This window comes from Paramagnetospirillum kuznetsovii (assembly GCF_003284725.1).
Classification (GTDB): domain Bacteria; phylum Pseudomonadota; class Alphaproteobacteria; order Rhodospirillales; family Magnetospirillaceae; genus Phaeospirillum; species Phaeospirillum kuznetsovii.
Genome location: NZ_PGTO01000004.1, coordinates 302,622 through 327,492 on the forward strand (window position 1 = coordinate 302,622; position 24,871 = coordinate 327,492).

Genomic DNA, 24,871 nt, shown 5'->3' on the forward strand with positions numbered 1-24,871 from the left:
CGGCACTCCGCAATGGGCCGCAGCCTCAATCGCCGAAATAGAGTTCGCGACGCTTCGGTTCGGGTTCGCCGTTGACGATCTTGCCCACCGAGGCGATGACGTCGGTCACGGTGAATGGCACCTGGATGATCTGGGCGGCCCCGGCACTCTTGGATTTCGCCATGGCCTGGGTGTCGCCCTTGTGCACCAGCATGGCCACCGGCGTCATGACCTTGTGGCTGCGCAGGTGATGCATGCAGGCAAAGCCGTCCAGCGGTTCCATGGCGAATTCGCAAAAGATCAGCTCGGGCTTGAACTCGGGCACCCGCTGAAGCATTTCATGGGCCGGACCATGGACGGTGGCCCCCGCCCCCACCTGCTTCAAGGCCGACACCAGCAATTCGCGGGTCAGCTGGCGCTCGACGATCAGCATCAATTTGGCGCCCTTGAGCAGGTTCTTGTCACCCGGAAGCATATGTCTTCTCCCTACTGTCCAATTCCCAGCACGTCCTCGTCGTCCAGCAGGTCCAACTGCTGGTCCTCTTCCTCGAAGCCGGTATCCACCAGCCGGTCCCCCTCCACCGCCCGGTTGCCGTAGGCTCCGGCGGCGGCGCGGGAATCCAGCAGGCCCGCAGCCTCCAACTCCTTGACCCCCGGTAGGTCGTCCAGCGACGCCAGGCCGAAATGATCAAGGAAGCCCTCGGCCGTTCCCCAGGTCAAGGGCCGCCCCGGCGTGCGGCGGCGTCCCTTTGGGGTGACCCAGCCAGCGGCGAACAGGGTGTCCAAGGTACCCTTGGACAGGGCCACGCCGCGAATTTCCTCGATATCGGCCCGCGTCACCGGCTGATGATAAGCGATGATGGCCAAAGTCTCCACCGCCGCCCGCGATAATTTTCGCTCCAGGGTGCGTTCAACCTTCAGGGCCTCGGCCAATTCCGGCGCCGTGCGGAAGGCCCAGCCATTGCCGCGCCGGACCAGATTGAATCCGCGCGTGGCGTAATGGGCCTCCAACTCCGACAGCAGTTGCGCCAGATCGACGCCCTCGGGCAGCCGTTCCGCCATGCTCCGCTCGCTGACCGGCTCGGCCGACGCGAAGACAAGCGCCTCGATCAGGCGCAGATGGTGCGGGTCAATCATCGCCCAGCCCTCGGGAGCCAAGTCCCGCCTTCACATAGATGGGGGAATAGGCGGCGCCGTCCTGGCGCAGCGACAGACGGCCCTGCTTGGTCAGTTCCAGGGCCGCCACGAAAGTCGACGCCATGGCCGACTTGATCTTGAGCGGATCGCCGCCCACCGGAGGCAGAAAGGCCATCAGCACCGACCAATCGGGCAGGCGGCCCAGCCCCAGCATGCTCTCCAGCCGGGCCAGCGCGTCTTCCACCGTCCACAGGTCGGGCGCCTCCACCGTCAGGGTCTGGACCGAATGCCGGACCACATGGTCGGCATAGGTTTTCAATAGCTCGTAGAGGTCCAGATCGAAGATGGAACGGCTGACCACCTCCATGTCCTCGGGGGCGCCACGGGCGAAGACATCCCGTCCCCGCAATGGCCGCCGGAACAGAGCTTCGCCCGCATCGCGCATGGCTTGCAGCCGCCGCAGCCGATAGGCCAGGGCGGCGGCCATTTCGGCGGGCGACAATTCCTCCTCGGCCACCGGCTCGGGATCAGGCAGCAGCAGCCGCGACTTGAGATAGGCCAGCCAAGCCGCCATCACCAGATATTCAGCGGCGAGGTCCAATTGAGTCCCGCCAAGCCTTTCAATGAAATCAATGTATTGGTCGGCGAGCTTGAGAATGGAGATCTGGGCCAGATCCACCTTCTGGTCGCGGGCAAGTTGCAGCAGAACGTCCAGCGGGCCTTCCCAGCCGTCCAGGTCCAGCAGCAGGCGCTCGCCCATGGGGCGCCCCGCCCGCTCCGAATCGGCCTCGAAGGCGTCCATCTGCATTATTGGAGAATCTCCACCATCCTGCGGCCAAGATACTCCACCGGCCCGCTGACCAGCCACTGGAAGATATCCAACTGCATGTGAAGCTTTTGCCCCAGGATCGGCAGGATGAACAAGGCCGCCAGCAGGATCAGGATACCGGCCTTTTCCAGCCGCGCCACTCGCCACGCCAGATGACGCGGCAGGATGCCGACCAGGACGCGGCCGCCGTCCAGCGGCGGGATGGGGATCATGTTGAACACCGCCAGCAACAGATTGAAATAGATGGCGTTGTCGAGATTGAGCAGCATCCAGCCCTGAATTTCCCGGGGCATCAGCGGCAGACCGTATATGGCGACCAGGACGGAAATGACCGCCAAAGCCACGTTCATCCCCGGCCCCGCCGCCGCCACCACGATCATCCCCAGCCGTTGCGGCCGCAGATTATTGAAGTTCACCGGCACCGGCTTGGCCCAGCCGAACATGACGCCGCCGAATGCCAGCAGCAGGCCCGGCAGGATGACGGTGCCGAACGGGTCCACATGGCGCAACGGATTGAGCGAGATGCGGCCCATGCGCTTGGCGGTGTCGTCGCCCATCATATGGGCGGCATAGCCGTGGGCGGCCTCGTGCAACGTCACCGCGAAGATCAGGGGCAAGGCCCAGATGGTGACACCGTAGATCAGGCCACCGATCTCGCCCATCACGTCACCTGGGACAACAATTGGTTCACCCGCGCTTCCATGCTGGCGGGATCGAAGGCGGTGGGACGCCGCTTCATGGCCTCGGCCCGATCCAGACGGCGAAGCGCCTGATCGCCGAGCGGCCGCACCGCCGAGGCGATGGCCTGCATTTCCGCCATGTCGCCGTTGCAATGAAGCACAACGTCGCAACCGGCGTCCAGCGAGGCCCGCGTGCGCTCCTCGAAGCTGCCGCCCAGCGCCTTCATGGACAAATCATCGGAGACCAGGATTCCGTCGAAATTCAGGGCGCCGCGAATGATGTCGCCGATCACCTTGGCCGAGGTGGTGGCCGGATGCCGGGAATCCAACGCCGTATAGACCACATGGGCGGTCATGGCCCAGGGGGCGTGGCAAAGGGCTCTGAACGGCGGGAAGTCCCGCGCTTCCAACTCCGCCATCGAGGCCTCGACCACCGGCAGGGCGTGATGGCTGTCCACCATGGCCCGTCCATGGCCGGGAATATGCTTGATGACCGGCAGCACCGCCTCGTCCAGCAATCCTTCCATGACCTGAACGGCGAGATCGGCCACCATATCGGGCGAGCGGCCATAGGCACGGTCGCCGATGACGTCATGGGCCCCCACGATGGGAACATCGAGCACCGGAGCGCAGTCCACATCGATGCCGAGATCGCGAAGTTCGCGCCCGATCAGGCGGAAATTGAGGCGAAGCGCCTCGCGGGCCGCCGCCCGGTCATGCGCGGCCAATTTGGCGAAGGGCTCGCCGGGGGGCGCCTTGCGCCAATGGGGCGGCTTCAGGCGTTGGACCCGGCCGCCTTCCTGGTCGATCAGCACCGGCGCGTCGGGACGGCCGACGCAGGCCCGCATGTCGGAAACCAGGGCGCGGACCTGATCCGGGCTTTCGATATTGCGGGCGAACAGGATGAAGCCCAGCGGATGAACGCGAGCGAAGAAACGGCGTTCCTCGTCGCTCAGCGCCGGACCGGCGCAGCCGAAGATGACGGCGGCGGAAGGCTGATTATTTGCGGGCAACGATGCACCCCTGATTGCGGTGGGCCAGTTCGGCGCAGATTTGGCGGGCGGACTGTTCGGTCAGCGGCGCGGCGCGGACACGCCAGAACACGCCCTTGCCTTCCAGTTCCACGCGGACGATATCGGAATGCAGGGCGCCCAGCAGGTCGGCATTGCCCTTTTGGATGCGCGTCCATTCCTTTTCGGCCAGATCCTGGGCGCGTACCGCTCCCAACTGGATGACATAGTCGCCGAAGGCGGTGGATTTGGCTGGGGCGACCGGTGCCGCCACCGATGGCGGCGCGGTGGGCGCGCTGGCCACTTGGGCGGGCGTGATGACCTGTTCCGAGGCGGCGGGCCGGGCCTGAACCGGCTGATAGGCCGGAGCGGGCGGCGCCTCCATGGGCTGGCTCGCCACCTTGGCCGCCGGGGCGGGCTTGGGATTGGGCGGCTCGTTCGGCTTTGCGGCCACCGGCGCGGTCGGGCGCTGCGGCTGGGCCGGAGCCACCTGGACCGGAGCGGGCATGGGAGACGGCTCGGGCGGCGGGGCGACGCGCGGCGGCGCCTTGGGCGCCTCTGCCTGGGGCAGCAGCCGTTCCACCTTGGGTTCGCTGTCGGCGCCTTGCTCCATGCGCTCGTAGACCAGCTTGTCCTGATTGGGCACCTGCATGCCGCCGCGATCATCGGGCTTGGGGCGGATCTTGATGGGCTTGTCGTCGGCCTTGATGACCGGAACGCCAAGGCCACCACCCTTGCGGCCGCCGAGGAAGTGCAGGCCGGCCGCGACGATGGCGCCCACCGCCACCACCGCCACCGCTATGGTGACGATGGAGCGCAGTCGGTGCCCGGCGCGCGCCTGGCGGGAATCCGCGTCGGCGTCGAAGCGCTCGGGGATGATATCCATGATATCGCGATCAAAATCGTCGCTGGGACGCATAGCCATGTCAGCGCATCTCCTCCATGGGCTCCACACCGAAAATCGCCAGCCCCGACGCGATCACCGCCACCACCGCCCGCAGCAGCGCCAAGCGCGCCAGCGAGATATCGCGATCATCCTCGATCAGGAAGCGCAGCCGGGCCTCGTCCTTGCCCTTGTTCCACAATCCATGGAACGCCGCCGCCAGTTCGTAGAGATAGAACGCGACGCGGTGGGGTTCGTGCGCCTCGGCGGCAGTCTCCACCAGACGCGGCCACCCGGCCAGATGCTTGATCACCCCAAGCTCGGCCGGATCGCTCAAACGCCCCAGCACCGATGGATCGGGAGATGCGACGAATTCGGTCCAGTCGGGCCAGATCTCGGTGGCATGACGCATCACCGAATGGCAGCGGGCATGGGCGTATTGAACATAGAACACCGGATTGTCGCGGCTTTGCTCCAGCACCTTGTCCAGATCGAAGTCGAGATGGGCGTCGTTCTTGCGGGTCAGCATGATGAAGCGGACCACGTCCTTACCCACCGCTTCCACCAGATCGGCCAGGGTGACGAAAGTCCCTGCCCGCTTGCTCATCTTGTAGGGCTGACCGCCCTTCAGCAGGTTGACCATCTGGCACAGCTTGACGTCGAGATCGGCCTCACCGCCGCTGACCGCCTTGACGGCGGCCTGCATGCGTTTGACATAGCCGCCGTGATCGGCGCCCCAGACGTCGATCATGGCGTTGAAGCCACGCTGGTACTTGTCCAGGTGATAGGCGATGTCGGAGGCAAAATAGGTCCACGAGCCGTCCGACTTCTTCAAGGGGCGGTCCACGTCATCGCCGAACTGAGTCGCCCGGAACAGGGTCTGCGGCCGCGCCTCCCAGTCGTCGGGCAGCTTGCCCTTGGGGGGCTCCAGCACGCCTTCATAGATCAGCCCCTTGGAGTCGAGGAAGTCCAGGGCGGCCTGCACCTTGCCCGCCGCCACCAGCCCGCGCTCGGAGACGAAGACGTCGTGACGGACGCCAAGACCGGCCAGATCGTTCTTGATCATGTCCAGCATGGCGTCCACCGCGAAGGCGCGGAAGGGCAGCAGCCACTCGGACTCCGATTGATCCTTGAATTTCGCGCCGTGAAGACGCGCCAGGTTTTCGCCGGCAGGCTTCAGATATTCCCCCGGATAGAGGCCTTCGGGAATCTCGCCGATATTCTCGCCCAGGGCTTCCCGATAGCGCAAATGCACCGAGCGAGCCAGCACGTCCACCTGCGCCCCGGCGTCGTTGACATAGTATTCGCGGGTGACGTCGAAACCGGCCTTGGCCAGCAACGAGGCCAGGGCATCGCCGGTCACGGCGCCGCGAGCGTGGCCGATATGCATGGGACCGGTGGGATTGGCCGAGACATATTCCACATTGATGCGCTTGCCCTGCCCCACCTGGGACGCCCCATAGGCCTCACCGTCGCGCAGGATGTCGGTCAGACGCTCGACCCAGAAGCCGTCGGCCAGCCGCATGTTGATGAAGCCGGGCCCCGCCACCTCGACGGCGGTCACCGCCGGATGGGCCTTCAGTTTCTCGGCGATCTTTTCGGCCAGATCACGCGGCTTCATGCCGACAGCCTTGCACAGGACCATGGCGGCATTGGTGGCGACATCGCCATGGGCCGCCTCGCGGGGCGGCTCGGCGGTGACCTTGGAGCACTCCTGGCCGGGCACGACACTGGCCACGGCGGCGATGATTTCAGATCGGAAATAACTGAACAAATTCATATCATTGCGACTTCTTCTTAAGGCTTTTCCTGCATATCGAACAACCGGCGGTGCTCGTCCAGCGCGAAGCGGTCGGTCATGCCGGCGATGTAATCCGCCACCACGCGGGCGGTCTTGGTGGTGCCCTTGCCGTCGGCGAGGCGACGCCATTCCGGCGGCAGGCATTCCGGCTCGGCGAACAGCAGCCGAAACAGATCCTTCACCACCCGGCGTCCCTTGCTGGTCATGCGATTGACCGTGAAGTGACGATACATGTTGGTGAACAGGAACTGACGCAAGGCGGCATCATTGGCCCGCATCTCGTCGGAAAACGCAACCAGGGGACGGCCCAGGCGGCGCACATCCTCGGCGCTTCGCGGGTTGAACTGGGCGATGCGGCGCTGGGTCTCGGCGGTCAGATCCAGGATCATGATGCCGATCATGCGCCGCACCACTTCGTGGATGCGCAGCGAGACGTCGGCATCGGGATAATCCTGGGTCACCTTGCGAAACAGCGGCCCCACCAGCGGCACATCGGCCAGATCATCGATGGTGAACAGCCCGGCCCGCAAGCCGTCGTCGATATCGTGGTTGTTGTAGGCGATGTCGTCGGACAGAGCGGCCACCTGGGCCTCGGCACCCGCGAAGGAGTCCAGATCAAGGTCGTGAAGTTGGGCATATTCCGCGATGGCGCCGGGCAGCGGCCGGTCCTTCCGGACCGCCAACGGCCCGGTGAGCGGTCCGTTATGCTTGACGAGGCCTTCCAGGGTTTCCCAGGTCAGGTTGAGGCCCTCGAACTCCACATAGCGGCGTTCCAGCTTGGTGACGATGCGCAAGGACTGGGCGTTGTGGTCGAAGCCGCCGAATTCGGCCAGCACTTCTTGCAACGCGTCCTCGCCCGCATGGCCGAACGGGGTGTGGCCCAGATCATGGGCAAGAGCCAGGGCCTCGGACAGATCCTCGTCCAGCCCAAGCACCCGGCTGATGGACCGCGCGATCTGCGAGACTTCCAGCGAATGGGTCAGCCGGGTACGGAAATTCTCGCCCTCGTGATAGACGAAGACCTGGGTCTTGTATTGCAGGCGGCGGAAGGCGGCGGAATGGATGATGCGGTCGCGGTCGCGCTGGAACGGCGAGCGGGTCGGACTGTCCGCCTCGCCATGCAGCCGCCCGCGCGATTCCTCGGGCCTGCTGGCATAGCAGGCCAAGGTGCGGGCACAAGATTCGGTGGTCGCGATCATGCCAGGGACACTACAAGCCGACGGGCCGCAGTGCAACCACCCAACCACGCATCACCCCGCCGCCATGACGCCATCGGCCAATCGAGTCAGATTGCGTCCGTCGTTCTTGGCGTGATACAGCGCGTTGTCGGCACGATGCAGCAGGGCTTGGATATCTTCTTGCCCGCCGAGCGCGGCGACTCCGATGCTCACCGTGATGGGCACCGACTCCAAATCGCCCCACCCAAGACTTTCCACGGCAAACGTCACCCGCAGACGTTCGGCCACGGCCATGGCCATCTCCACCGAGCTGCGCGGCAGCAGGGCAACGAATTCCTCTCCGCCCATGCGGGCGAAGACGTCTTCTTGCCGCAGCAACCGCAGCGCCAGAGCGGTAAAGCGCCGCAGCACCTCGTCGCCGACGGCATGGCCGAAGCGATCATTGATCTGTTTGAAAAGGTCGATATCCATCATCAAGACCGAAAGCGGCTCGCCGCTGCGACGGAGCTGGGCGACTTCATGATCGGCCATCATGAAGAAGGCTCGGCGATTGAACACCCCCGTGAGAGGGTCTCTGCTCACCTGCTCGTTCAGATCCATCTGTAGTCGCTCGCCCGCCATCAACACCATGCACAACGTCACCGCCAGACTCATGCAAAGCCACCACAGCAAGGCGAGGACCGGCGGCGTGCCGGTGGGCATCAGCCCCGCGGGCGGCTCCTCCTGCAAAAGGGTTAGACCCCGCGCCAAGAATGCCGCCGCGTTGGCGCCGTAGACCCAAGCGGTGATCCGCATGGCGACGTGGCGCTGGGTCGCGCTCAAGAACAGCTCCCGCGCGATAATGAAGGATATCGTCATCACCAGGAACGAATTGACGGCGGAGCGAGCGATCAGAGTGGCTTCCGCGCCAAAAACCAAGGCAGGCACAACCGCCGCCGTCGCCAAAACCGTCAAGACCGGACGACTCAACGGAGCCTTGCCGAGAAAGAGGCGAAAACCGTTCCAGGCAAAGCCATAGCCGACCACGATCAGGGTTTGCGCCACGGATAGCCCGGTTGGGCCGAAGATTTGGCCGCGCGTCGCCATCAGCATGAAGCTGACCGCCCCCATGACGGCGGCCCAAACCCAATGAACAAGGCCAGGAATGGCTGGATGAAGTCGCCACAAGATGGTTCGGGCGGCGGCTGAAAAGCCGGACGCCACCGCCACGGCGACCACCAATGTTTGAACATCAAGTTGCATCTGAGCCTTGGGAACCCTGAGACAAAGCGGAAAGGACACTAACAGGGCATGGTTAATTTCCAATGACCGAGCCCGCCAACCGGGGCTTGAAATACGCACTCGCATACCTAAATTGCGCCTAGCCCCCTTCCCCCGGAGATGGGCGGAATGGTATCGTCACTCTAATCCGCCCGATTACAGTTCAGAGGACCACCATGACCGAGACAGAACACAATTACGCCGCGCGGGTCGGCGTCACGGAAAGCGCCGCCGATCGGGTTCAGACCCTGATCCGGATGGAAGGCAAGCCCAACATGATGCTTCGCGTCGGCGTTTCCGGCGGCGGCTGCTCGGGCTTTCAATACGGCATCACGCTCGATGACAAGATCGGCGACGACGACCGGGTGTTCGAGGATCACGGCATCCGCCTGGTGGTCGATCAGACCTCATTGGATCTGCTGGACGGTTCCATGGTGGATTACGTGGAGGATCTGGTCGGCGCCTCGTTCCAGATTAAGAATCCCAACGCGTCGTCGACCTGCGGCTGCGGCAGCTCCTTCTCGGTCTGACGCCCGCTACCAACCGGGACAGCGGCTCATGACCAGCCGGTAATTGGCCGTGGTGTCGATGGCGGCGTTCCGGGATTTCAGCTCCGCCTTGTAGCCGTCCACGGTCGGCTGCAAGGCGCGCAGCAGGCGCTCATTGATGTCGCGTTTCATTTGGTTGGGATCGGTGGTGCCCAGCATCGGGCGTTCCCGGGATGCCGCCTCGCCCAGTGCCGCTTGAAGACGAGGCGCCCAACGCTGGAAGGTCTCTCGGGCAATGGCCACATGCTCGTCCTCGTGCTGGCGGATCTTGGCGTAATTGCAGCCGCCGGGCGGATATTCCGACGCGATGTGGACGACGATATCCTTTAGCCGCCAATGTCCATCCACCCGCCCCAGCCCCTGGCAACGGCGCCCTCCCCCCATATCCACCGACCAAATCTGCGTCGTGACCTTGCCCTCCACTTCCGACTGGGTCAGGCCGATAACGTTATTGCCCGCCGTCCCCTTGGAATGGGCGAGCGCATTGACCTGGACGCGGCTGAGTTCGCCGCTGTAAACCGGAATCCCCATGCTCGTGGACAGCGCCACCTTGCGCTCTGGCACGAAGATGCCCGCCGGGGGGCACGATTCGGCCCAGGCCGATGCCGTTAAGATCACGGCCGCGCAGACGACCTCAAGGCTTCGCCGGATGACGCATCGGCAAAGTGAAATAGAATATGCTGCCCTCGCCAAAGACCGATTCAACCCAAATCCGTCCGCCATGGCGCTCGACGATCTTCTTTGCGACGGCAAGGCCGATGCCGGTTCCATCGTATTCATCCCTGAGATGCAATCGCTGGAAGATAACGAAGATTCGATCAAAATGCTCCGATCGGATACCGATTCCGTTGTCTTGAACCGAAAATATCCAATTGGTGCCAGCTTGCTTCGCCGAGACGTGAATTTGCGGGCTGATGCCGTCGGCACGGTACTTGATCGCATTGCCGATCAGGTTCTGGAACAGGCTGACCAGTTGAGAATCGTCCGCGTCGATGGTGGGCATTTCATCGATCGTCACCGTGGCCGAGGCGGCATCCATGGCGCCGCTCAGATTCGACAGGGCGGTCTTGAGCGCTTGGGTCGCATCGACGGGCAGGAATTGCTGACCATGGGTGCTGACCCTGGAATAGGCCAGGAGGTCGCTAATCAGGCGATGCATCCGTCGCGCCCCGTCGACGGCGAAATTGATGTATTCGTCGGCATCCTCTCCCATCTTGGCGCCGAATTTTCGCTGTAGAAGTTGCAGGAAGCTGGTCACCGTTCGCAGCGGCTCTTGGAGATCGTGCGAGGCCACATAGGCGAATTGCTCCAATTCGGCGTTGGAGCGCTCCAGCGCCTCGGCGCGGTTGGCCAATTCCTCCTCGGCCGCCTTGCGCTCGGTGATGTCGCGCAGGATCGCGGTGAAGAACGGCACCCCATCCATCTCCCAGCGCGACAGCGTGAGTTCCGCCGGAAAGACCTCGCCGTCGCGCCGCAGCCCCTCGAACAGGGTCGGAAGTCCGAGGATGGTGCCATGGCCGCTTTCCACCACCCGCCGTATCCCGGAATTATGCCGCCCCCGATAGGCTTCCGGCATCAGCATGGTCACGTCGCGTCCGACAATCTCGACCTCGGCATATCCAAATATGGCCTCGGCCCCCCGGTTCCACGACACGATATTCCCCAAGCCGTTGATGGAGATGATGGCATCCGCCGCCGACAACGTGACCGAACGATAGCGCAGCTCGGATTCCCGGATACGCCGTTCCGCCTTCTTTTGCATGGTGATGTCGTGAATGCTCCACCGCGAACCGATGGAGAGCCCCGAATCGGAAAAGATGGGTTGAAAGCTGGCAAGCGCCCATTTGACGGTGCCGTTGCGGCAGATCAAACGAAACTCGACATCGGTCTGAAAGTCGTCCGACAGCGCCGCCGCCCGCAAGGCCGACATCCTGGCGCGGTCACCCTCGTGAACCATGGGCAGCGGGTAGTCGGTCATCTCGAGACATTGTCGCGGCGAGTACCCCGCCAGCCGTTCCACCGCCGGATTGACCCATTGCAGCCGACCCGTTTTATCGAGCCAGGATTCCCAGTCATAGGTATAGTCGGCGATGGCGCGAAACCGCTCCTCCTTCTCGCGCAATTCCGACCGGCTTTTGTCCAACTGGGCATGCTGCGCCCGCAAGATGGTATCGGCGCGACGAACGACGAAGAACAAGATGGCGTAGAGCGCGGCAAAGCCGATGATAACCACGGCGCTCAATCGCAAGGTGGCCCGATCAAGCCGCTCCATGGTGGGGGAGACATCGGAATTCAGTTCCAGAACCCCAACGACGGCATCGGTGTCGGCCTTGATGGGCCAATAGCTGGTGACAACCCAACGGTCGTCCAAATTGCCCCGTGCGCTTGCCATGCTCCTGTAGAAATGAACGGCGCCGAACGAGCGGTTGCTCCGCCCCGCTTCAGCAATGTCGCGGCTATGCGGATCGAAAAGCCCCACTTCCTCGCGCAGGGTCGAATAGACCACCTTGCCATCCAGGGTATGCACCCTCACCTTCAGGATCGGCAAGCCCTGGGTCAGACTTTCGAAGGCCAGATCCAGGGCGCGGAGTTCCCCACGCTTGCGCATGATCTCGGGCGACATCTCGGCCGTCGACTGGAAAAAGGGCGAGAATTGCCGCCAGAAAGAGTTCGCGAAGGAAGCCGCCAGCCGGGCATTCTCTTCCTGGGCGAGCCCGACATGCTCTTCCAATTGATCGTTGCGATAAAGCAGGACGAAACAGACAGCCATCACCGACAGAACAGCCGCGCTGGTCAGCGAGAAATATCGAAGAAGCCTGAACATACCGCGACGCCCACCATAACCCGGGCGCACAGTCCCATCATCGGTTTCCGCGTTCAAGGCGAAACTTGCCGACGAAGGCGGATTTCATTCCATCTTGGCCTAATTCATATACCATTAGGATAATGGGTTGCGGAGCCATATCAGCAATGAATACGAGAATAGCAACGTGGAACGTAAATTCAATACGCGCACGACTGCCCAATGTGATGGACTGGCTGGCCTCGTCGCATCCCGATATTCTTCTCTTGCAGGAGATCAAGTGTCAGGACGCCGATTTTCCCCTGCTTGAATTGGAAAGCAGCGGCTATCGAGTTCTTGTCCATGGCCAGAAAAGCTATAACGGCGTCGCCATCTTGTCGAAGCGCGCGGCCGAGGATGTGAGGCGGGGCCTTCCTGGTGACGACACCGACCCTCAAGCCCGCTACCTGGAGGCCACCATCGACGGAATCAGGGTGGCATCCCTCTATTTACCCAACGGCAATCCGTCACCGGGCGAGAAATTCGACTACAAGCTTGCCTGGATGCGCAGGCTGGTGACCCATGCCCGCACCTTGCTGTCCACGGAGATGCCGGTGGTCCTGGGGGGCGACTACAATGTCTGCCCCACCGACGACGACGTCTACAATCCCGCCGCGTGGCAAATGGACGCGCTGTGCCGTCCGGAAACCCGGTCGCTGTTTCGCGAGATGCTGAATCTCGGCCTGACCGAGGCTTTCCGATCGCTGCACGCCGAAAAGGGACGCTACAGCTTCTGGGATTATCAGGCCGGCGCCTGGCAACGCGACGAAGGCTTGCGCATCGACCACCTGCTGCTGTCGCCCCAGGCCGCCGACCGCTTGGTGGCCTGCGACATCGACAAGGCTCCACGCGGCAGGGAAAAGGCCAGCGATCACACGCCGGTGTGGATCGAGCTCAGGTGAACGGCGTCGTGGTGGAGCGGCCATAGGCATTGCCGCCCACCACGCATTCGGGCGCGATTGATGCCCGCGCCTCCAAAAGTGCTTGGACAATGCGCGGATCGCTCACCCCATAGGGTGGTGCCAAGACGACGTCGGGGCAGGCTTCCTCGAACACCGTGCGGTAGAGGCCGCCCATCATGGCCGTCCTGCCGGCCATCAGCATATTGCAGGCGTTCTTCACCACCTGGCGGTCGTGATCGCCGCCCATATGCAACGAGGTGACCAGCATGACCGATATGGCATGCAGCACGTCGTAGCGAACATGGGCGATGAAGACTTCCAGATGCCGGGGAGTCAACCCAAGACCGTCGCGCTCGGACACCCGGATGAGGCCCCCCAGCAACAGGCTGAAGAACTCGGGAACCCCCCACTCCATTCCCAGCCCCACCGAGGCCAGCGCCTCCAGGGGTGAAAAGGCGGGATGACCGGCGACAAGGCGCTGGATCAGCACGTTGTCGGCCACTTCGGGGATCATGGGAACGTCCTGCGCCTCGGCGGGAATTCCCAGACCGTCGAACAATTGGCGATACATCACCATATGGGTCTTGGACGCCAGCAAACGACCAAGCTCGGGGTAATCGTCGAGGCCATGGCTGCCGACGCCGTATTCGTCCGCCACCAGTTGGGCCAGGGCGATCTGGGTCAATTCGGATAGGCGTTGCCCCCTATGACTGCCAGACAGGGCCGACAGGCCGTGAAAGCGGCCGATGGCGAGGGCGACGCATTGCCGCGTGTTCTTGATCTGATTGAAATACTGGGTGGCGAAGACCTTTACCTGAGCGGGGGTGATGCGTCCTTCGAATACCCGCAGGAAGAACGGATGCAGCCAGACCGGATGGGCCATGACATGACGGTGGAGATCCAGGAACAAGTCGTGAAGGCGGGTCTGATCGGCGGCCCCCAGGGCATTGAGATCGGACAGAGTCTCGCGCAGGCCGGAGCCTGGCGCCGACAACCCCGACAGCACCTGGACGAAATCACGGCGCTGATTGTCGATGAAGGCGGCCAATACCGCCGCCCCGTCCCGGCGCAACAGGTCCGGCAGCGGATGGATGTCAGCCGGGACCGATCCGTGTTCGTCGATCAGCACGCGTCAGCCTCTCTTCACGGCAAGACGTGACAGGCAGATCAGCAATCCCCGCGCCGTCACCGGCTTTTCCATGAACTCGTCGGCACCCGCCAGCAAGGCGAGGTCGCGATTGACCAATCGTTCATGACCCGACAGCATCAGAATCGGCATGGCGGCTAGTTCCGGCGGTCCCTGGCGGACCCATTTCACCAGATCGAGACCGCTTTCCGCGCCCACATGCCAGTCGGAGATCAGAAGATCCACCGGACGGCCCACCAAGGCGCTCTTGGCCGTGGCGATGTCATGGGTGACGGCGATTCGATCAATACCGGCGCTCCCCAGGATGGTGACGAGCACCTCGGAGAAGTTGACGTTGTCGTCGACCACCAGAATGCTCAGGCTGCGAAGTTCCCGTGTGCGTCCTTCGCTCGCCCGCGTCACCTTGTCGCCGGCCGCCTTGGCACCTTCGTTTCCCACCACCCAGGCGCGATAGTTCATATCGGTGGTGCAGATATGATTGACCAACCAGTCATTGAGGAACCGCAGGCATTCGCGCGCCCGCACCGAAGTCCGATTCTCCTCGTAACGCTCCTTAAGATCGGCGACCTGTTGGCTGAAACCGGCGTGGGTGCGTTGGTGCAGGTCCAATTGCGGGCAGCGGCTCGCCCGCATCATGCCTTCCTCGCGGGCGAAATGCTGCGCGGCGTAATCCTGAAGCGAGCCGAGAACGCTGTAGACCGCCACATACTCTTCGCGGTCGCCGATGGAGCGTTGCAACAGATTGATCAGACCGATCAGGGTCTTATGGTCCGCGTCGAGCATCGGCACGCCGACGCTCATGCTTTCGCTCCAGGTGATGGTCATGATCTAGGATTCGATCCTCGATACGTCGCGCACGGCGCCCCTGGCCGCGCTGGTGGTCATGGCGGCATAGGCCCTGAGCGCCGCCGACACCTGGCGGTCGCGCCCGATCGGCTTCCAGGCCAGCTTGCCCTTGGCCAGCATGGCTTGGCGACGCGTCTCCAGTTCGGCCTCGGAAACCCGAATGGCGATCTTGCGGGTGGGGATGTCGATATCGATGATGTCACCGGTCTGGACCAGACCGATGGCGCCGCCCTCGGCGGCTTCCGGCGAGACATGGCCGATGGACAGACCCGAGGTGCCGCCCGAGAAGCGGCCATCGGTGATCAGGGCGCATTCCTTGCCCAGGCCCATGCTCTTCAGATAGCTGGTGGGATAGAGCATCTCCTGCATGCCGGGGCCGCCCTTGGGGCCTTCATAGCGCACGATCACCACGTCGCCCGCCTTGACGTCGCCGCCCAGGATCTTGGCCACCGCCTCGTCCTGGCTTTCGCAGATCACCGCCGGGCCGGAAAAGGTCAGATTCTTGTCGTCGACACCCGCCGTCTTCACGATGCAGCCGTCCTCGGCCAGATTGCCGAACAGAACCGCCAGCCCGCCGTCCTTGGAAAAGGCATTGTCAACCGAACGGATGACGCCCTTGGCGCGGTCGGCGTCCAGCGAGTCCCACCGCTTGGCCTGGCTGAACGCCTCGGTGGTGCGCACGCCGCCCGGCGCCGCCTTGTAGAAGTTTTGCACGGCGGGGTCGTTGGTGCGGCTGATATCCCATTTGTCCAGGGCTTCGGCCAAGCTGCGGGAATGAACGGTGCCGCAGTCGCGGTTGATCAGCCCCCCCCGATCCAGTTGCCCCAGAATACCCACGATACCACCGGCCCGGTGCACGTCCTCGATATGGACGTCGGGGACGTTGGGAGCCACCTTGCACAGACAGGGCACCCGGCGCGACAGGCGGTCGATGTCGCTCATGCCGAACGCGACCCCGGCCTCCTCGGCGGCCGCCAGCAGATGCAGCACGGTATTGGTCGAGCCGCCCATGGCGATATCCAGCGTCATGGCGTTCTCGAAGGCGCGTTTGGTGGCGATGGAGCGCGGCAGGACCGAGGAATCGTCGCCCTCATAGGCGCGCCGCGCCAGATCGACGATGCGGCGACCGGCCTCCAGGAACAGTTCCTTGCGGTCGGCATGGGTGGCGACCACGGTGCCGTTGCCGGGCAGACCCAGCCCCAGGGCCTCGATCAGGCAATTCATGGAATTGGCGGTGAACATGCCCGAGCACGAGCCGCAAGTGGGACAGCTTTCCCGCTCATAGGCCAAGGCCTCCTCGTCGGAGACAGACTTGTCGGCGCCCTTGATCATGGCGTCGATCAGATCCACCGCGTGGGTCTCGCCCTTCACGGTGACCTTGCCGGCCTCCATGGGGCCGCCGGAGATGAAGATGGTGGGGATGTTGAGACGCAGACTCGCCATCAGCATGCCGGGCGTGATCTTGTCGCAATTGGAGATGCAAACGATGGCATCGGCGCAATGGGCATTGACCATGTATTCCACCGAATCGGCGATCAGCTCGCGACTGGGTAGTGAATACAGCATGCCGGAATGACCCATGGCGATGCCGTCATCGATGGCGATGGTATCGAACTCCTTGGCGACGCCGCCCGCCTTCTCGATCTCGCGCGCCACCATCTGGCCCAGATCCTTCAGGTGCACATGGCCGGGCACGAACTGGGTGAAGGAATTGGCGATGGCGATGATGGGCTTGCCGAAATCCGCGTCCGTCATGCCGGTGGCGCGCCACAGGCCGCGGGCGCCGGACATGTTGCGGCCATGGGTGGAGGTGCGGGAACGGTATGCGGGCATCGTGGTCTAACCTCTGATCTTCTCGGGATGTGCAATGCCAAGCCGCTCGGCTTCGGCGTCGAAGGCTTCTCTATAGATGGGAAAGGCGCGGGTCTTCGTCACGGTCTCGCCGGTACGCGAATGAATATATTGGGCGCGTTCCAGCAAGGGATGGGCGGCCTTATCGGCGCAGGCGTCGCCTTCGGCGATCAAAGCCTTGATCTGGGCGGTCAGGCCGGCCACGTGGCAGGCGTCGATATCGGCCTCGGCGTGAAGATCCTCGATCTCCGCCTTCAGATCCTCGATCTCCGCCTTCAGGGCCTCGTTCTCGGCTTGCAAGTCGTCCTGTTCCATATCGGTCATTCCCTCAGGCTCCCAGCAAGGTCGGCAAATCGGTCAGGGTGGCAACGGTGGATTGGGTTCCTCGTGGCGGGCTATCGGGCCGAATTCCGTCGCGATTGATCCAAACGGTTTGAAATCCCGCCAGCGCGCCGCCGTTAATGTCCCAGGTGTTGCCTGAAATGAAGCATACTTCTTGGGGGGCGACGCCGAAATGGTCCATCACCATTTTATAGACCGCTGGGTTGGGCTTGAACACCCCTGCCGCCGCCGCCGACAGCACCACATCCAGAACCGGTTCCAATTCCCCAGCGGCAGCCCCGGCCGCAAGCATGGCCTGGGTGCCGTTGGATAGGATGGCGTTGGCGAAGCCCGCTTGGCGCAGCCGCAGCAAGGTGGGCTTGGCATCGGCGTATAGGCGCGGACATAGCCAGGATTCCATGAGACGGGCGCGCAATCCGCGATCGTCGAAGCCGAAGGCCGTCATGGTCTCGTCCAGCGCCTCGTCGGTCACGCGCCAGAAGTCAGCGGCCGCTTGATGGCGACCTGGCAACCAACTGATCTCCAATTGCCGCCGACGCCAATGCTTGAACAGGGCATCGGCCTTGTCGCCCAGATCAGCGCGAAACAGCTCGGCCATGGTCGAAACATCGAACACCGTGCCATAGGCGTCGAAAACGCAGACCTTGACACTGCCTGCCGCGATCATTGCCCCGCCTCGGCGGTGCGCCGCGCCCAGCGGCGCAGATCGGCCTCCAGATGGGGGCCGGCGGGCTTGCCCAGGCGGCGGCGATAGACGGCGACGCTTTCCATCACTCGTTGGACATAGTTGCGGGTCTCGCTGAATGGAATCTGTTCGATCCAGTCGATAACGTCCACATTGGGGTCTCTGGGGTCGCCGTATTCGCGGATCCACTTGCGCGCCCGTCCCGGACCGGCGTTATAGGAGGCCAGGGCCAGGATATAGGATCCCTGAAAGTCGCCGATCAGACTGCTGAGATAGGCCGAGCCGACCGCCACATTGAACTGCGGATCATCGAGCTTGTCGGGATGGAATTTCAGCCGGATCGCCTTGGCGATCTTCGAGGCGGTTGACGGCAGCAACTGCATCAATCCCCTTGCCCCGGCGGGCGATTCGATATCGGCGGTAAAGCCGCTTTCCTGACGGATCAGGGCCAGGATGAGGGCCTTTTCCGCTTGGCTTTCGTCGGTATCGACATTCAACAGCGGCCACCCCGCGTCAACCAGGGTGACGCCCTCGCGGTCGGACCGGCGGGCGACGGTCAAGGCGAGATCGTCGCGGCCGCTGCGGCTGGCCATCTTGGCCACCATGGAGCGCTCTCCCGGCGTCTGGACGATATCGTTGAGCCGGATGAAGAAGGCGCGCAACTGGCTGTCGTCGCCAAGTTCCATCAGCAACCTGGCCCCCGCCACCACATCGCGGCTCTCGAAGCGGGAGGTGTCCTCCGCCGTGGGGGCCGGATCATCGGGCAGCGGCCAATGGTGGTTGCCAAGACGCGAGGCGCCCAACTGACCGTAATAGGTGGTAGAATAGCGCGCCGCCCGCGTGAACCAGTCGCGCGCCTTGGGATCCTTGCCCGCCTCGCTGGCCCGCCCGGCCCAATAGGCCGCCCTCGCCCGCGAGATGGGATGGCTGGCCCAATCGTAGAGCCGCGAGAAATGCATGGTGGCGGTATCGCGATCGTCAAGGAAACGCAGCGCGATCCAACCGGCCAGGAATTCGGCGTCCACATATTGGCTGCCGCCTTCCAACCCATGGTCGGCGGCGGTCTGGTAGGCCCGCGACACATGGCCCTTTTGCAGGGCGCGGCGCGCCAGGATGGCGCGTTCCTGCCACCACAGATCCGGCCGAATCTTGTTGCGCGACGGATGCCGCAGCAAATCGATGGCCTCGTCATCCAAATCCTTCTGACGGCGCCAGCGCACCCGTTCATAGATCAGGCCGGGATCGTCGCGCAGGGCGGCGGGAACCGCGTTGATCAGCGGCTCGGGATTGGCCTTGCCGCTTTGCAGGGCGAGGCGGGCCTGGGCCAGGGAGCGATGGCCAGCGTCCACTTTCAAGATCATGCGGGCAACCGAGGTTTCCTGGCGGTCCCACAACAGTCGGTCCAACCGTCCCCAATGATCCTCATAGCGCAGATGATCGCCGAACAGGTTGAGATATTGGCGTTCCTGCAACGCCCCGAAGCTGAGAGTGACCCAGGTGTCGCGGATTACCTTGACGGCCTGCTCGGTCCGCCCGGCCGCCAGCAAGGCGCGGGCATAGGCGCCTCCCCCGTCGGCGGTGGTGGGCGCGTGGTGATCGAACCAAGCCAGGACATCGGAAGTCGGCGTGGCGGCGGTGATGGATTCCTCGGCCCGCTTGGTCATCTGGCTCATCAGCGGCCAGTCGGGATTGGCGTCGATGAAGGCGGTCAACTGGGCGAAATTGGCATCGGAGCGGCCCGAGACATAGGCCATCCAGGTGACCAGCAGCGGCGCCACCTTGACCCGTGACTGACGGGCCAGCCGCGCGGCCTCATCGAAATGATCCTTCTTGGCGGCGGCCACGGCTTGGCGGGCCAGTCCGACATCACCTGATATCGCCTGCGCTCGACCATCGACCGGACAAACCGTCAGGACACCGACGGCGACGAGAATAGCGGCGAGAAAAACCTTCACGGGGCAAGACCTGACTTGGCAACGAACCGGGCGGCCATCTTAATGGGGCAATCGCCTTGCTTTCAAGCCGAACCGGGCCGGATTCGACGCATAACCGGCGCTCGGGTCATGCGGCCATCTTGCGGGCGAAACCAGTTGCGGCTAATGTCCCTGCTCTTTTTCGCAATCTGGTCTTGGATAGCAGCCATGTTCAAGGGATCGATCACCGCCCTCATCACCCCCTTTTCCAACGGAAAGGTGGACGAGAAGGCGTTCCAGGATCTCGTCTCCTGGCAGATCGCCGAGGGCACCCATGCCCTGGTGCCCTGCGGCACCACCGGTGAATCACCCACATTGTCCCATGCCGAGCATCATCGGGTGGTGGAACTGTGCATCGAGGCGGCCAAGGGCAAGGTTCCCGTGATCGCCGGTGCCGGTTCCAACTCCACCGACGAGGCCATCGACCTGTCGCGCCACGCCAAGAAGGCCGGTGCCGCCGCCGTCCTGGTGGTCGCCCCCTATTACAACAAGCCGACCCAGGAAGGCCTGTTCCGCCATTACGAGGCCATTGCCACCTCGGTGGACATTCCGATCATCGTCTACAACATCCCCGGACGCTCGGTGGTCGATATCAGCATCGAGACGTTCCAGCGCCTCGCCGCCCTGCCCAATATCGTCGGCGTCAAGGACGCCACCGGCGATCTGGCCCGGCCGCTGCGCGCCCGCGTGGCGCTTGGTTCGACCTTCTGCCAATTGTCGGGCGAGGACGCCACCGCCATTCCGTTCAACGCCCAGGGTGGCGTCGGCTGCATCTCGGTGACCTCCAACATCGCCCCCAAGCTGTGCGCCCAGATGCAGAACGCCTGGGCCGCCGGTGATCTGAAGACCTGCGCCGCGCTGAACGAAAAGCTGATGCCGCTGCACGACGCCCTGTTCTGCGAGACTAGCCCGGCCCCGGTGAAATACGCCGCCAGCCTGCTGGGCAAGGCGTCGCCGGACGTCCGCCTGCCGCTGGTTCCCGCCTCCGATAATGCCCGCAAGCGGGTCGAGGTCGCCATGAAGGCGGCCGGCCTGATCTGATGGGTCTGATCTGATGGTTTTGCCGGGCCACATCGCCGCCCAGAACCGCCGGGCCCGGCACGACTATTTCATCGTCAGCGAGGTGGAGGCCGGTATCATGCTGGTCGGCACCGAGATCAAGTCGCTGCGCGCCGGCAAGGGCAATATCAACGAAGCCTTTGCCGGCCCCATGCAGGGCGAGCTTTACCTGTTCAACGCCTATATCCCCGAATACCAGTCCAAGATGCCGTTCCCGCACGAGACGCGCAGGCCACGCAAGCTGCTGCTGCATCGACGGGAAATGGCGCGCCTGATGATGTCCATCGCCAAGGACGGTATGACCGTGGTGCCGCTGGACATCCATTTCGCCAATCGCGGCTTCGCCAAGGTGCTGCTCGGCCTCGCCAAGGGCAAGAAGCTGCACGACAAGCGCGAAGCCATCAAGGAACGAGACTGGAATCGCGACAAGGCCCGCCTGATGCGCGACAAGGGGTAAGCGCGGCTGGGGTTAAAACGCGTCTGGGGCTGAATTTCGCCGTCACGCGCCCCATCTGTGATGGCGAAGGCCATTTGGGACGGTACTCCATGAACGACACGCCGAAGGACAAACTGATCGCCGCCAAGGAGCGATGGGCGCGCGATGGGCGCGGTCTGACCGGGGAAAAGGCTTCGCCCGCCCATCGGCGCCTTCCCCCCGGCCAGCGTGAAACCGCCGACTTTCCGGTGCTCGACCTGGGCGAGGCGCCGAACATGCTTCCCCGCGACTGGTCCATGACGGTGGGCGGACAGGTTGACAATCCCATCCGCTGGGATTGGGCCGCCTTCATGGCGCAACCCCAGACCGAGATCGTCACCGACATTCATTGCGTGACCACCTGGTCGCGCTACGACAATCGCTGGACCGGGGTGTCGGCGCGGCATCTGCTGTCGCTGGTGCGCCCCCGCCCCACCGCTAAATTCCTGCTGCTGCGCAGCTATGACGGCTATACCACCAATCTGCCGCTGGCCCGCTTCGCCGATGACGACGTTCTGCTGGCCCATTCCTGGCAGGGCGAACCGCTGAGCCGCGAGCACGGCGGACCGGTACGGGCCGTGGTGCCCAAGCTGTATTTCTGGAAAAGCGCCAAATGGCTGCGCCACATCACCTTTTCCGACCGCGATACCGCCGGATATTGGGAATTACGTGGCTATCACGACGAAGGCGATCCGTGGCGAGAGCAACGCTATAAATAGGGTCACGCCGAACTCCCCGCTTCGCATGGAGTCTTTGCGATCACATCCCGACTGGGCAAGGTAACCGTCACCGTCGTGCCTTTTCCCTTGGCGCTGACGATGTCCAGTTGTCCGCCGTGAAGTTCCGTGAAGGCGCGCACCAAGGGCAGGCCGAGGCCAGCACCTTCGTAACGACGCCCAAGACCGCTGTCCACTTGGCGGAATGGCTCCATGGCCACAAGAATTTCGTCGTCGCTCATCCCGATGCCGGTATCGCGAACCATGAATTTGACCGCCTCGCCGTCCGTTCCGACGTCCAAGATCACCTCGCCGCCGGGAGGAGTGAACTTCACTGAGTTACCGAGCAGGTTGACAAGAATCTGAAGTAGGCGGCGGCGATCAGCCCTAATGGTTGACGGGCAATGCTGAAGATTGGCCCGAAGTTTCAGCCCGCCTGTTTCGGCTCGGCTCTCGACAATGCGGATCGCGGCGCCGGACACCTCGACGGGGTCGACCTCGGTGATTTGAAACTCCAATTGTCCCGCCTCGATGCGCGAGATATCGAGAATATCATTGATGACGTCCAGCAAGTGGCGACCGGAGGCGAGGATATCTTCCGCATAAGCCTTGTATCGCCGGTCCCCAAGCTGCCCGAACATTTCCGCCGCCATGACCTCGGAAAACCCGATGACGGCGTTCAGCGGCGTCCGCAATTCATGGCTGACATTGGCGAGAAATTCCGTCTTGGAGCGGTTGGCGTATTGCGCCGCTTCGATTGCGGCAACAAGCTCGCGCTTGGCTCGGACATGCTCGTGTATTTCGCCTTCCAGAGCCTCGGTCCTTTGCTGAACGCGGCGCTCCAGATTTTCATTTACAATATGCAACAAACGTTCGGCGGCGACACGCCCGGTAACATCGGCGCCATAGAGATTGACCACGCCAGCCCCCGGCAGCGGCACAAGGTAAAGCGTCAATACCCGTTCACCGATGGTGACCTCCACCTCTCGGCGTTCGCCGCTGGCGAGGACTTCGGCGAATACCGAGGCCCATTTGGGCGGCAGCCTCTGCCCGACCGCCGTGGCCCAGAATTGAAGAAGCCTTTCGCTGGCGGGATTGGAATGCGTAACCACCCCGCTATGATCGACGCGCAACACCGGATGCGGATTTTGCGAGGGAAATTGGACAAAGGTGTCCATGGCCTCCTTGGCCCGCCCCTCGGCGGTGACGTCGCGGACGAGAACAAGCCCGGCATCCACCTGCGGCGCCACCATGACCTCGAATATCCGTTCATTGTCCAAAGGCCCCACATGGATGAGGGACTCGCCGCGTATCTTGGCACGAATGAACACCTCGAGCCCGTCGGCAACCTCCATGAAGGACCGCATGACGGAATTCTCCGCCGCCGGACCATCCGGTCCGATGCGAATAACGCCGATCCCCATTTCCTCGGTGACGGCCTGAAGCAGCTTCAGCCTTTCATTCTCGGTTTCCAGCGCCATCTGTTCGGTCAGCAAGCGAGTCTTTTGGAGCTCTTGGCGATGGAGCGCCGACCTCGAACGCTCGACTTCCCCTGCCAGATGGGCAACGGCGGCCTCCAATTCGTCCAATTCATCGCCGCCAACCGGGACAAGCCCGGCATTGCCGAACACGCGCTCGGCAATGCGGGAGATCCGGCGCCGAGACTTGCGAATTCGCCACGAGACATAGACTCCACCAACAATGAACAGCGACGCCGCCGCCGCCGATAGTACCGTGCGGTGACGCCGCTCCAATTCCACATAGGGCTCGGCCAAGGCGGCATGGCGCTCGCCCCGGCTGAGAATGCTAGATAGTGCGACCTGCGGCGCCCCCTCCCCCGAGGCCGCCAATAAATGTGGTGGACTGACCAGGAAATCGTCCATCCGTCGGCCGATCCTGTCCCCCAGCGGCAGCTGCGCCGGATTTGAGGTCGCGAGAATGCGCCCGCTGCCGACTTCGGACAGCGTGACGGCGAAGCCTCGATCCAAAAAGCTGCCCAAGGTGGACTTGATGAATTTCGAGTTGACCAAGGAAACCAGAACCAGTCGGCCGTCATTGGCCCCCAAAATATCGGCGGAGGACATCATCATCGGCTGGCCAGAGACCACCGGAATGTTTCCCTTCACGCCAGGACGAGACCCAGAAACCTCGGCCGCCATGTCAGGGGTAAGAACAACGGAGGGGTCCAACCGCCAAGACCTGACGATGGTTCCATTCCTCTTCGTCAGGAAAACAAAATCCACCGGAGGAAAGCTGCGCCGTTCCATCAAACCGCTGAGCCAGGACGGCTCGCCGTCGGTGATCGAGATATTTGGTCCGCGCCAGGGCTCAAGGGATTCCCGACGGGCACCTTCTGATTGGGCAAGCAACGCCGAAAAGGTCTGATGGGCATGCAGCAACTGCTCTACCCGCAAGGTATCGCGGGCTGCTTTCTGCTCTAACCGCTCGATCAACTGGTAATCGACCAAAGCCCCCAATTCGCGGTTATGAAGGCCGTCGAGCCCAAACCACAAAATGGAATACAGCACCATGCCGCCCAATAGCAAACGCAGGGCTATGCTTGGCTTTCTCCGCATTAGACGTGCCATTAATGTTGCCATGGCAGGCTAAATCCATCTTGTCGCGGCGACGACACACATCAAGCCGCCATCATTCTCATGGGAGGAAAGGCTAGGGCCGACTACCACAAAAGAATAGGGTTGACTATACATTCGTAGAAACAGTTATC

23 protein-coding genes are annotated in these 24,871 nt (G+C 63.1%); 5 read left to right on the forward strand and 18 right to left on the reverse strand.

Annotation, left to right across the window (positions count from 1 at the left end):
* Window positions 1-25: 25 nt before the first annotated feature.
* From CU669_RS08160 to CU669_RS08200, 9 genes are read right to left on the reverse strand one after another with little or no spacing between them, the layout of a single operon-like run.
* Window positions 26-454 (reverse strand): response regulator, encoded by a 429-nt coding sequence (locus CU669_RS08160; protein WP_112143500.1) that lies wholly within the window; start codon window positions 452-454, stop codon window positions 26-28.
* A gap of 11 nt (window positions 455-465) precedes the next feature.
* Window positions 466-1,116, reverse strand: a complete 651-nt coding sequence (scpB, locus tag CU669_RS08165; protein WP_112143502.1) for an SMC-Scp complex subunit ScpB — start codon at window positions 1,114-1,116, stop codon at window positions 466-468.
* Window positions 1,109-1,924 (reverse strand): segregation and condensation protein A, encoded by an 816-nt coding sequence (locus CU669_RS08170; RefSeq protein WP_239988604.1) that lies wholly within the window; start codon window positions 1,922-1,924, stop codon window positions 1,109-1,111. The genes scpB and CU669_RS08170 overlap by 8 nt, the downstream gene beginning before the upstream one ends.
* A complete protein-coding gene (locus CU669_RS08175) occupies window positions 1,924-2,607 on the reverse strand; it encodes a site-2 protease family protein (RefSeq protein ID WP_192884594.1) in 684 nt (227 codons plus the stop codon). The genes CU669_RS08170 and CU669_RS08175 overlap by 1 nt, the downstream gene beginning before the upstream one ends.
* A complete protein-coding gene (nagZ, locus tag CU669_RS08180) occupies window positions 2,607-3,638 on the reverse strand; it encodes a beta-N-acetylhexosaminidase (RefSeq protein WP_112143506.1) in 1,032 nt (343 codons plus the stop codon). Before nagZ ends, CU669_RS08175 begins: the two co-directional genes overlap by 1 nt.
* On the reverse strand, window positions 3,625-4,560 hold the full coding sequence (locus tag CU669_RS08185; RefSeq protein ID WP_112143508.1) for an SPOR domain-containing protein: 936 nt from the start codon (window positions 4,558-4,560) through the stop codon (window positions 3,625-3,627). The genes nagZ and CU669_RS08185 overlap by 14 nt, the downstream gene beginning before the upstream one ends.
* Window position 4,561: 1 nt before the next feature.
* On the reverse strand, window positions 4,562-6,298 hold the full coding sequence (argS, locus tag CU669_RS08190; RefSeq protein ID WP_112143510.1) for an arginine--tRNA ligase: 1,737 nt from the start codon (window positions 6,296-6,298) through the stop codon (window positions 4,562-4,564).
* Window positions 6,299-6,315: 17 nt separating this feature from the next.
* Complete coding sequence (locus tag CU669_RS08195; protein ID WP_112143512.1) at window positions 6,316-7,518, reverse strand: deoxyguanosinetriphosphate triphosphohydrolase; 1,203 nt, start codon at window positions 7,516-7,518, stop codon at window positions 6,316-6,318.
* Window positions 7,519-7,569: 51 nt separating this feature from the next.
* Complete coding sequence (locus CU669_RS08200; protein ID WP_161539616.1) at window positions 7,570-8,739, reverse strand: GGDEF domain-containing protein; 1,170 nt, start codon at window positions 8,737-8,739, stop codon at window positions 7,570-7,572.
* 194 nt (window positions 8,740-8,933) lie between these two features.
* On the opposite strand from CU669_RS08200, the gene erpA reads away from it, so the two are divergent.
* On the forward strand, window positions 8,934-9,287 hold the full coding sequence (gene erpA / locus CU669_RS08205) for an iron-sulfur cluster insertion protein ErpA (RefSeq protein WP_112143516.1): 354 nt from the start codon (window positions 8,934-8,936) through the stop codon (window positions 9,285-9,287).
* Window positions 9,288-9,293: 6 nt separating this feature from the next.
* On the opposite strand, the gene CU669_RS08210 is transcribed toward erpA, so the two are convergent.
* Together CU669_RS08210 and CU669_RS08215 are read right to left on the reverse strand one after the other, a co-directional pair.
* Window positions 9,294-9,869, reverse strand: coding sequence for a hypothetical protein (locus CU669_RS08210; protein WP_146747697.1), 576 nt, complete (start codon window positions 9,867-9,869; stop codon window positions 9,294-9,296).
* 70 nt (window positions 9,870-9,939) lie between these two features.
* Entirely contained in the window at window positions 9,940-12,129 is a 2,190-nt protein-coding gene (locus CU669_RS08215) for a sensor histidine kinase (RefSeq protein WP_112143520.1), read from the reverse strand.
* A gap of 146 nt (window positions 12,130-12,275) precedes the next feature.
* Here CU669_RS08215 and xth point away from each other — a divergent pair, with 146 nt between their 5' ends.
* On the forward strand, window positions 12,276-13,049 hold the full coding sequence (gene xth / locus CU669_RS08220) for an exodeoxyribonuclease III (protein ID WP_112143522.1): 774 nt from the start codon (window positions 12,276-12,278) through the stop codon (window positions 13,047-13,049).
* Here xth and CU669_RS08225 read toward each other — a convergent pair.
* The 6 genes from CU669_RS08225 to CU669_RS08250 are packed head-to-tail and all read right to left on the reverse strand — an operon-like array spanning window position 13,042 to window position 19,875.
* The gene (locus tag CU669_RS08225) at window positions 13,042-14,178 is read right to left on the reverse strand and encodes an iron-containing redox enzyme family protein (protein ID WP_112143524.1); all 1,137 of its coding nucleotides are present in this window, start codon (window positions 14,176-14,178) and stop codon (window positions 13,042-13,044) included. The genes xth and CU669_RS08225 overlap by 8 nt on opposite strands.
* 3 nt (window positions 14,179-14,181) lie before the next feature.
* Window positions 14,182-15,021: a bacteriohemerythrin gene (locus CU669_RS08230; protein WP_146747698.1), complete on the reverse strand. Its 840-nt coding sequence runs from the start codon at window positions 15,019-15,021 to the stop codon at window positions 14,182-14,184.
* 3 nt (window positions 15,022-15,024) lie between these two features.
* Complete coding sequence (ilvD, locus tag CU669_RS08235) at window positions 15,025-16,875, reverse strand: dihydroxy-acid dehydratase (RefSeq protein ID WP_112143526.1); 1,851 nt, start codon at window positions 16,873-16,875, stop codon at window positions 15,025-15,027.
* A gap of 6 nt (window positions 16,876-16,881) precedes the next feature.
* A complete protein-coding gene (locus tag CU669_RS08240; RefSeq protein WP_112143528.1) occupies window positions 16,882-17,217 on the reverse strand; it encodes a hypothetical protein in 336 nt (111 codons plus the stop codon).
* A gap of 4 nt (window positions 17,218-17,221) precedes the next feature.
* Window positions 17,222-17,902 (reverse strand): haloacid dehalogenase type II, encoded by a 681-nt coding sequence (locus tag CU669_RS08245; RefSeq protein ID WP_112143530.1) that lies wholly within the window; start codon window positions 17,900-17,902, stop codon window positions 17,222-17,224.
* Entirely contained in the window at window positions 17,899-19,875 is a 1,977-nt protein-coding gene (locus CU669_RS08250) for a lytic transglycosylase domain-containing protein (RefSeq protein WP_112143532.1), read from the reverse strand. Before CU669_RS08250 ends, CU669_RS08245 begins: the two co-directional genes overlap by 4 nt.
* Window positions 19,876-20,061: 186 nt before the next feature.
* Here CU669_RS08250 and dapA point away from each other — a divergent pair, with 186 nt between their 5' ends.
* The 3 genes from dapA (at window position 20,062) to CU669_RS08265 (ending at window position 22,146) form a co-directional block, all read left to right on the forward strand.
* Complete coding sequence (gene dapA, locus CU669_RS08255; protein WP_112143533.1) at window positions 20,062-20,934, forward strand: 4-hydroxy-tetrahydrodipicolinate synthase; 873 nt, start codon at window positions 20,062-20,064, stop codon at window positions 20,932-20,934.
* A 13-nt stretch (window positions 20,935-20,947) separates the two neighbouring features.
* Window positions 20,948-21,409 carry an SsrA-binding protein SmpB gene (gene smpB / locus CU669_RS08260; RefSeq protein ID WP_112143535.1) on the forward strand — a complete coding sequence of 154 codons (462 nt, stop codon included), beginning with the start codon at window positions 20,948-20,950 and terminating at the stop codon, window positions 21,407-21,409.
* An 89-nt stretch (window positions 21,410-21,498) separates the two neighbouring features.
* Window positions 21,499-22,146 carry a sulfite oxidase-like oxidoreductase gene (locus CU669_RS08265; RefSeq protein WP_112143537.1) on the forward strand — a complete coding sequence of 216 codons (648 nt, stop codon included), beginning with the start codon at window positions 21,499-21,501 and terminating at the stop codon, window positions 22,144-22,146.
* Between the two features lie 2 nt (window positions 22,147-22,148).
* Here the strand turns inward: CU669_RS08265 and CU669_RS08270 are convergent, their stop codons facing one another.
* Complete coding sequence (locus CU669_RS08270; protein ID WP_112143539.1) at window positions 22,149-24,719, reverse strand: sensor histidine kinase; 2,571 nt, start codon at window positions 24,717-24,719, stop codon at window positions 22,149-22,151.
* Window positions 24,720-24,871: the final 152 nt, after the last annotated feature.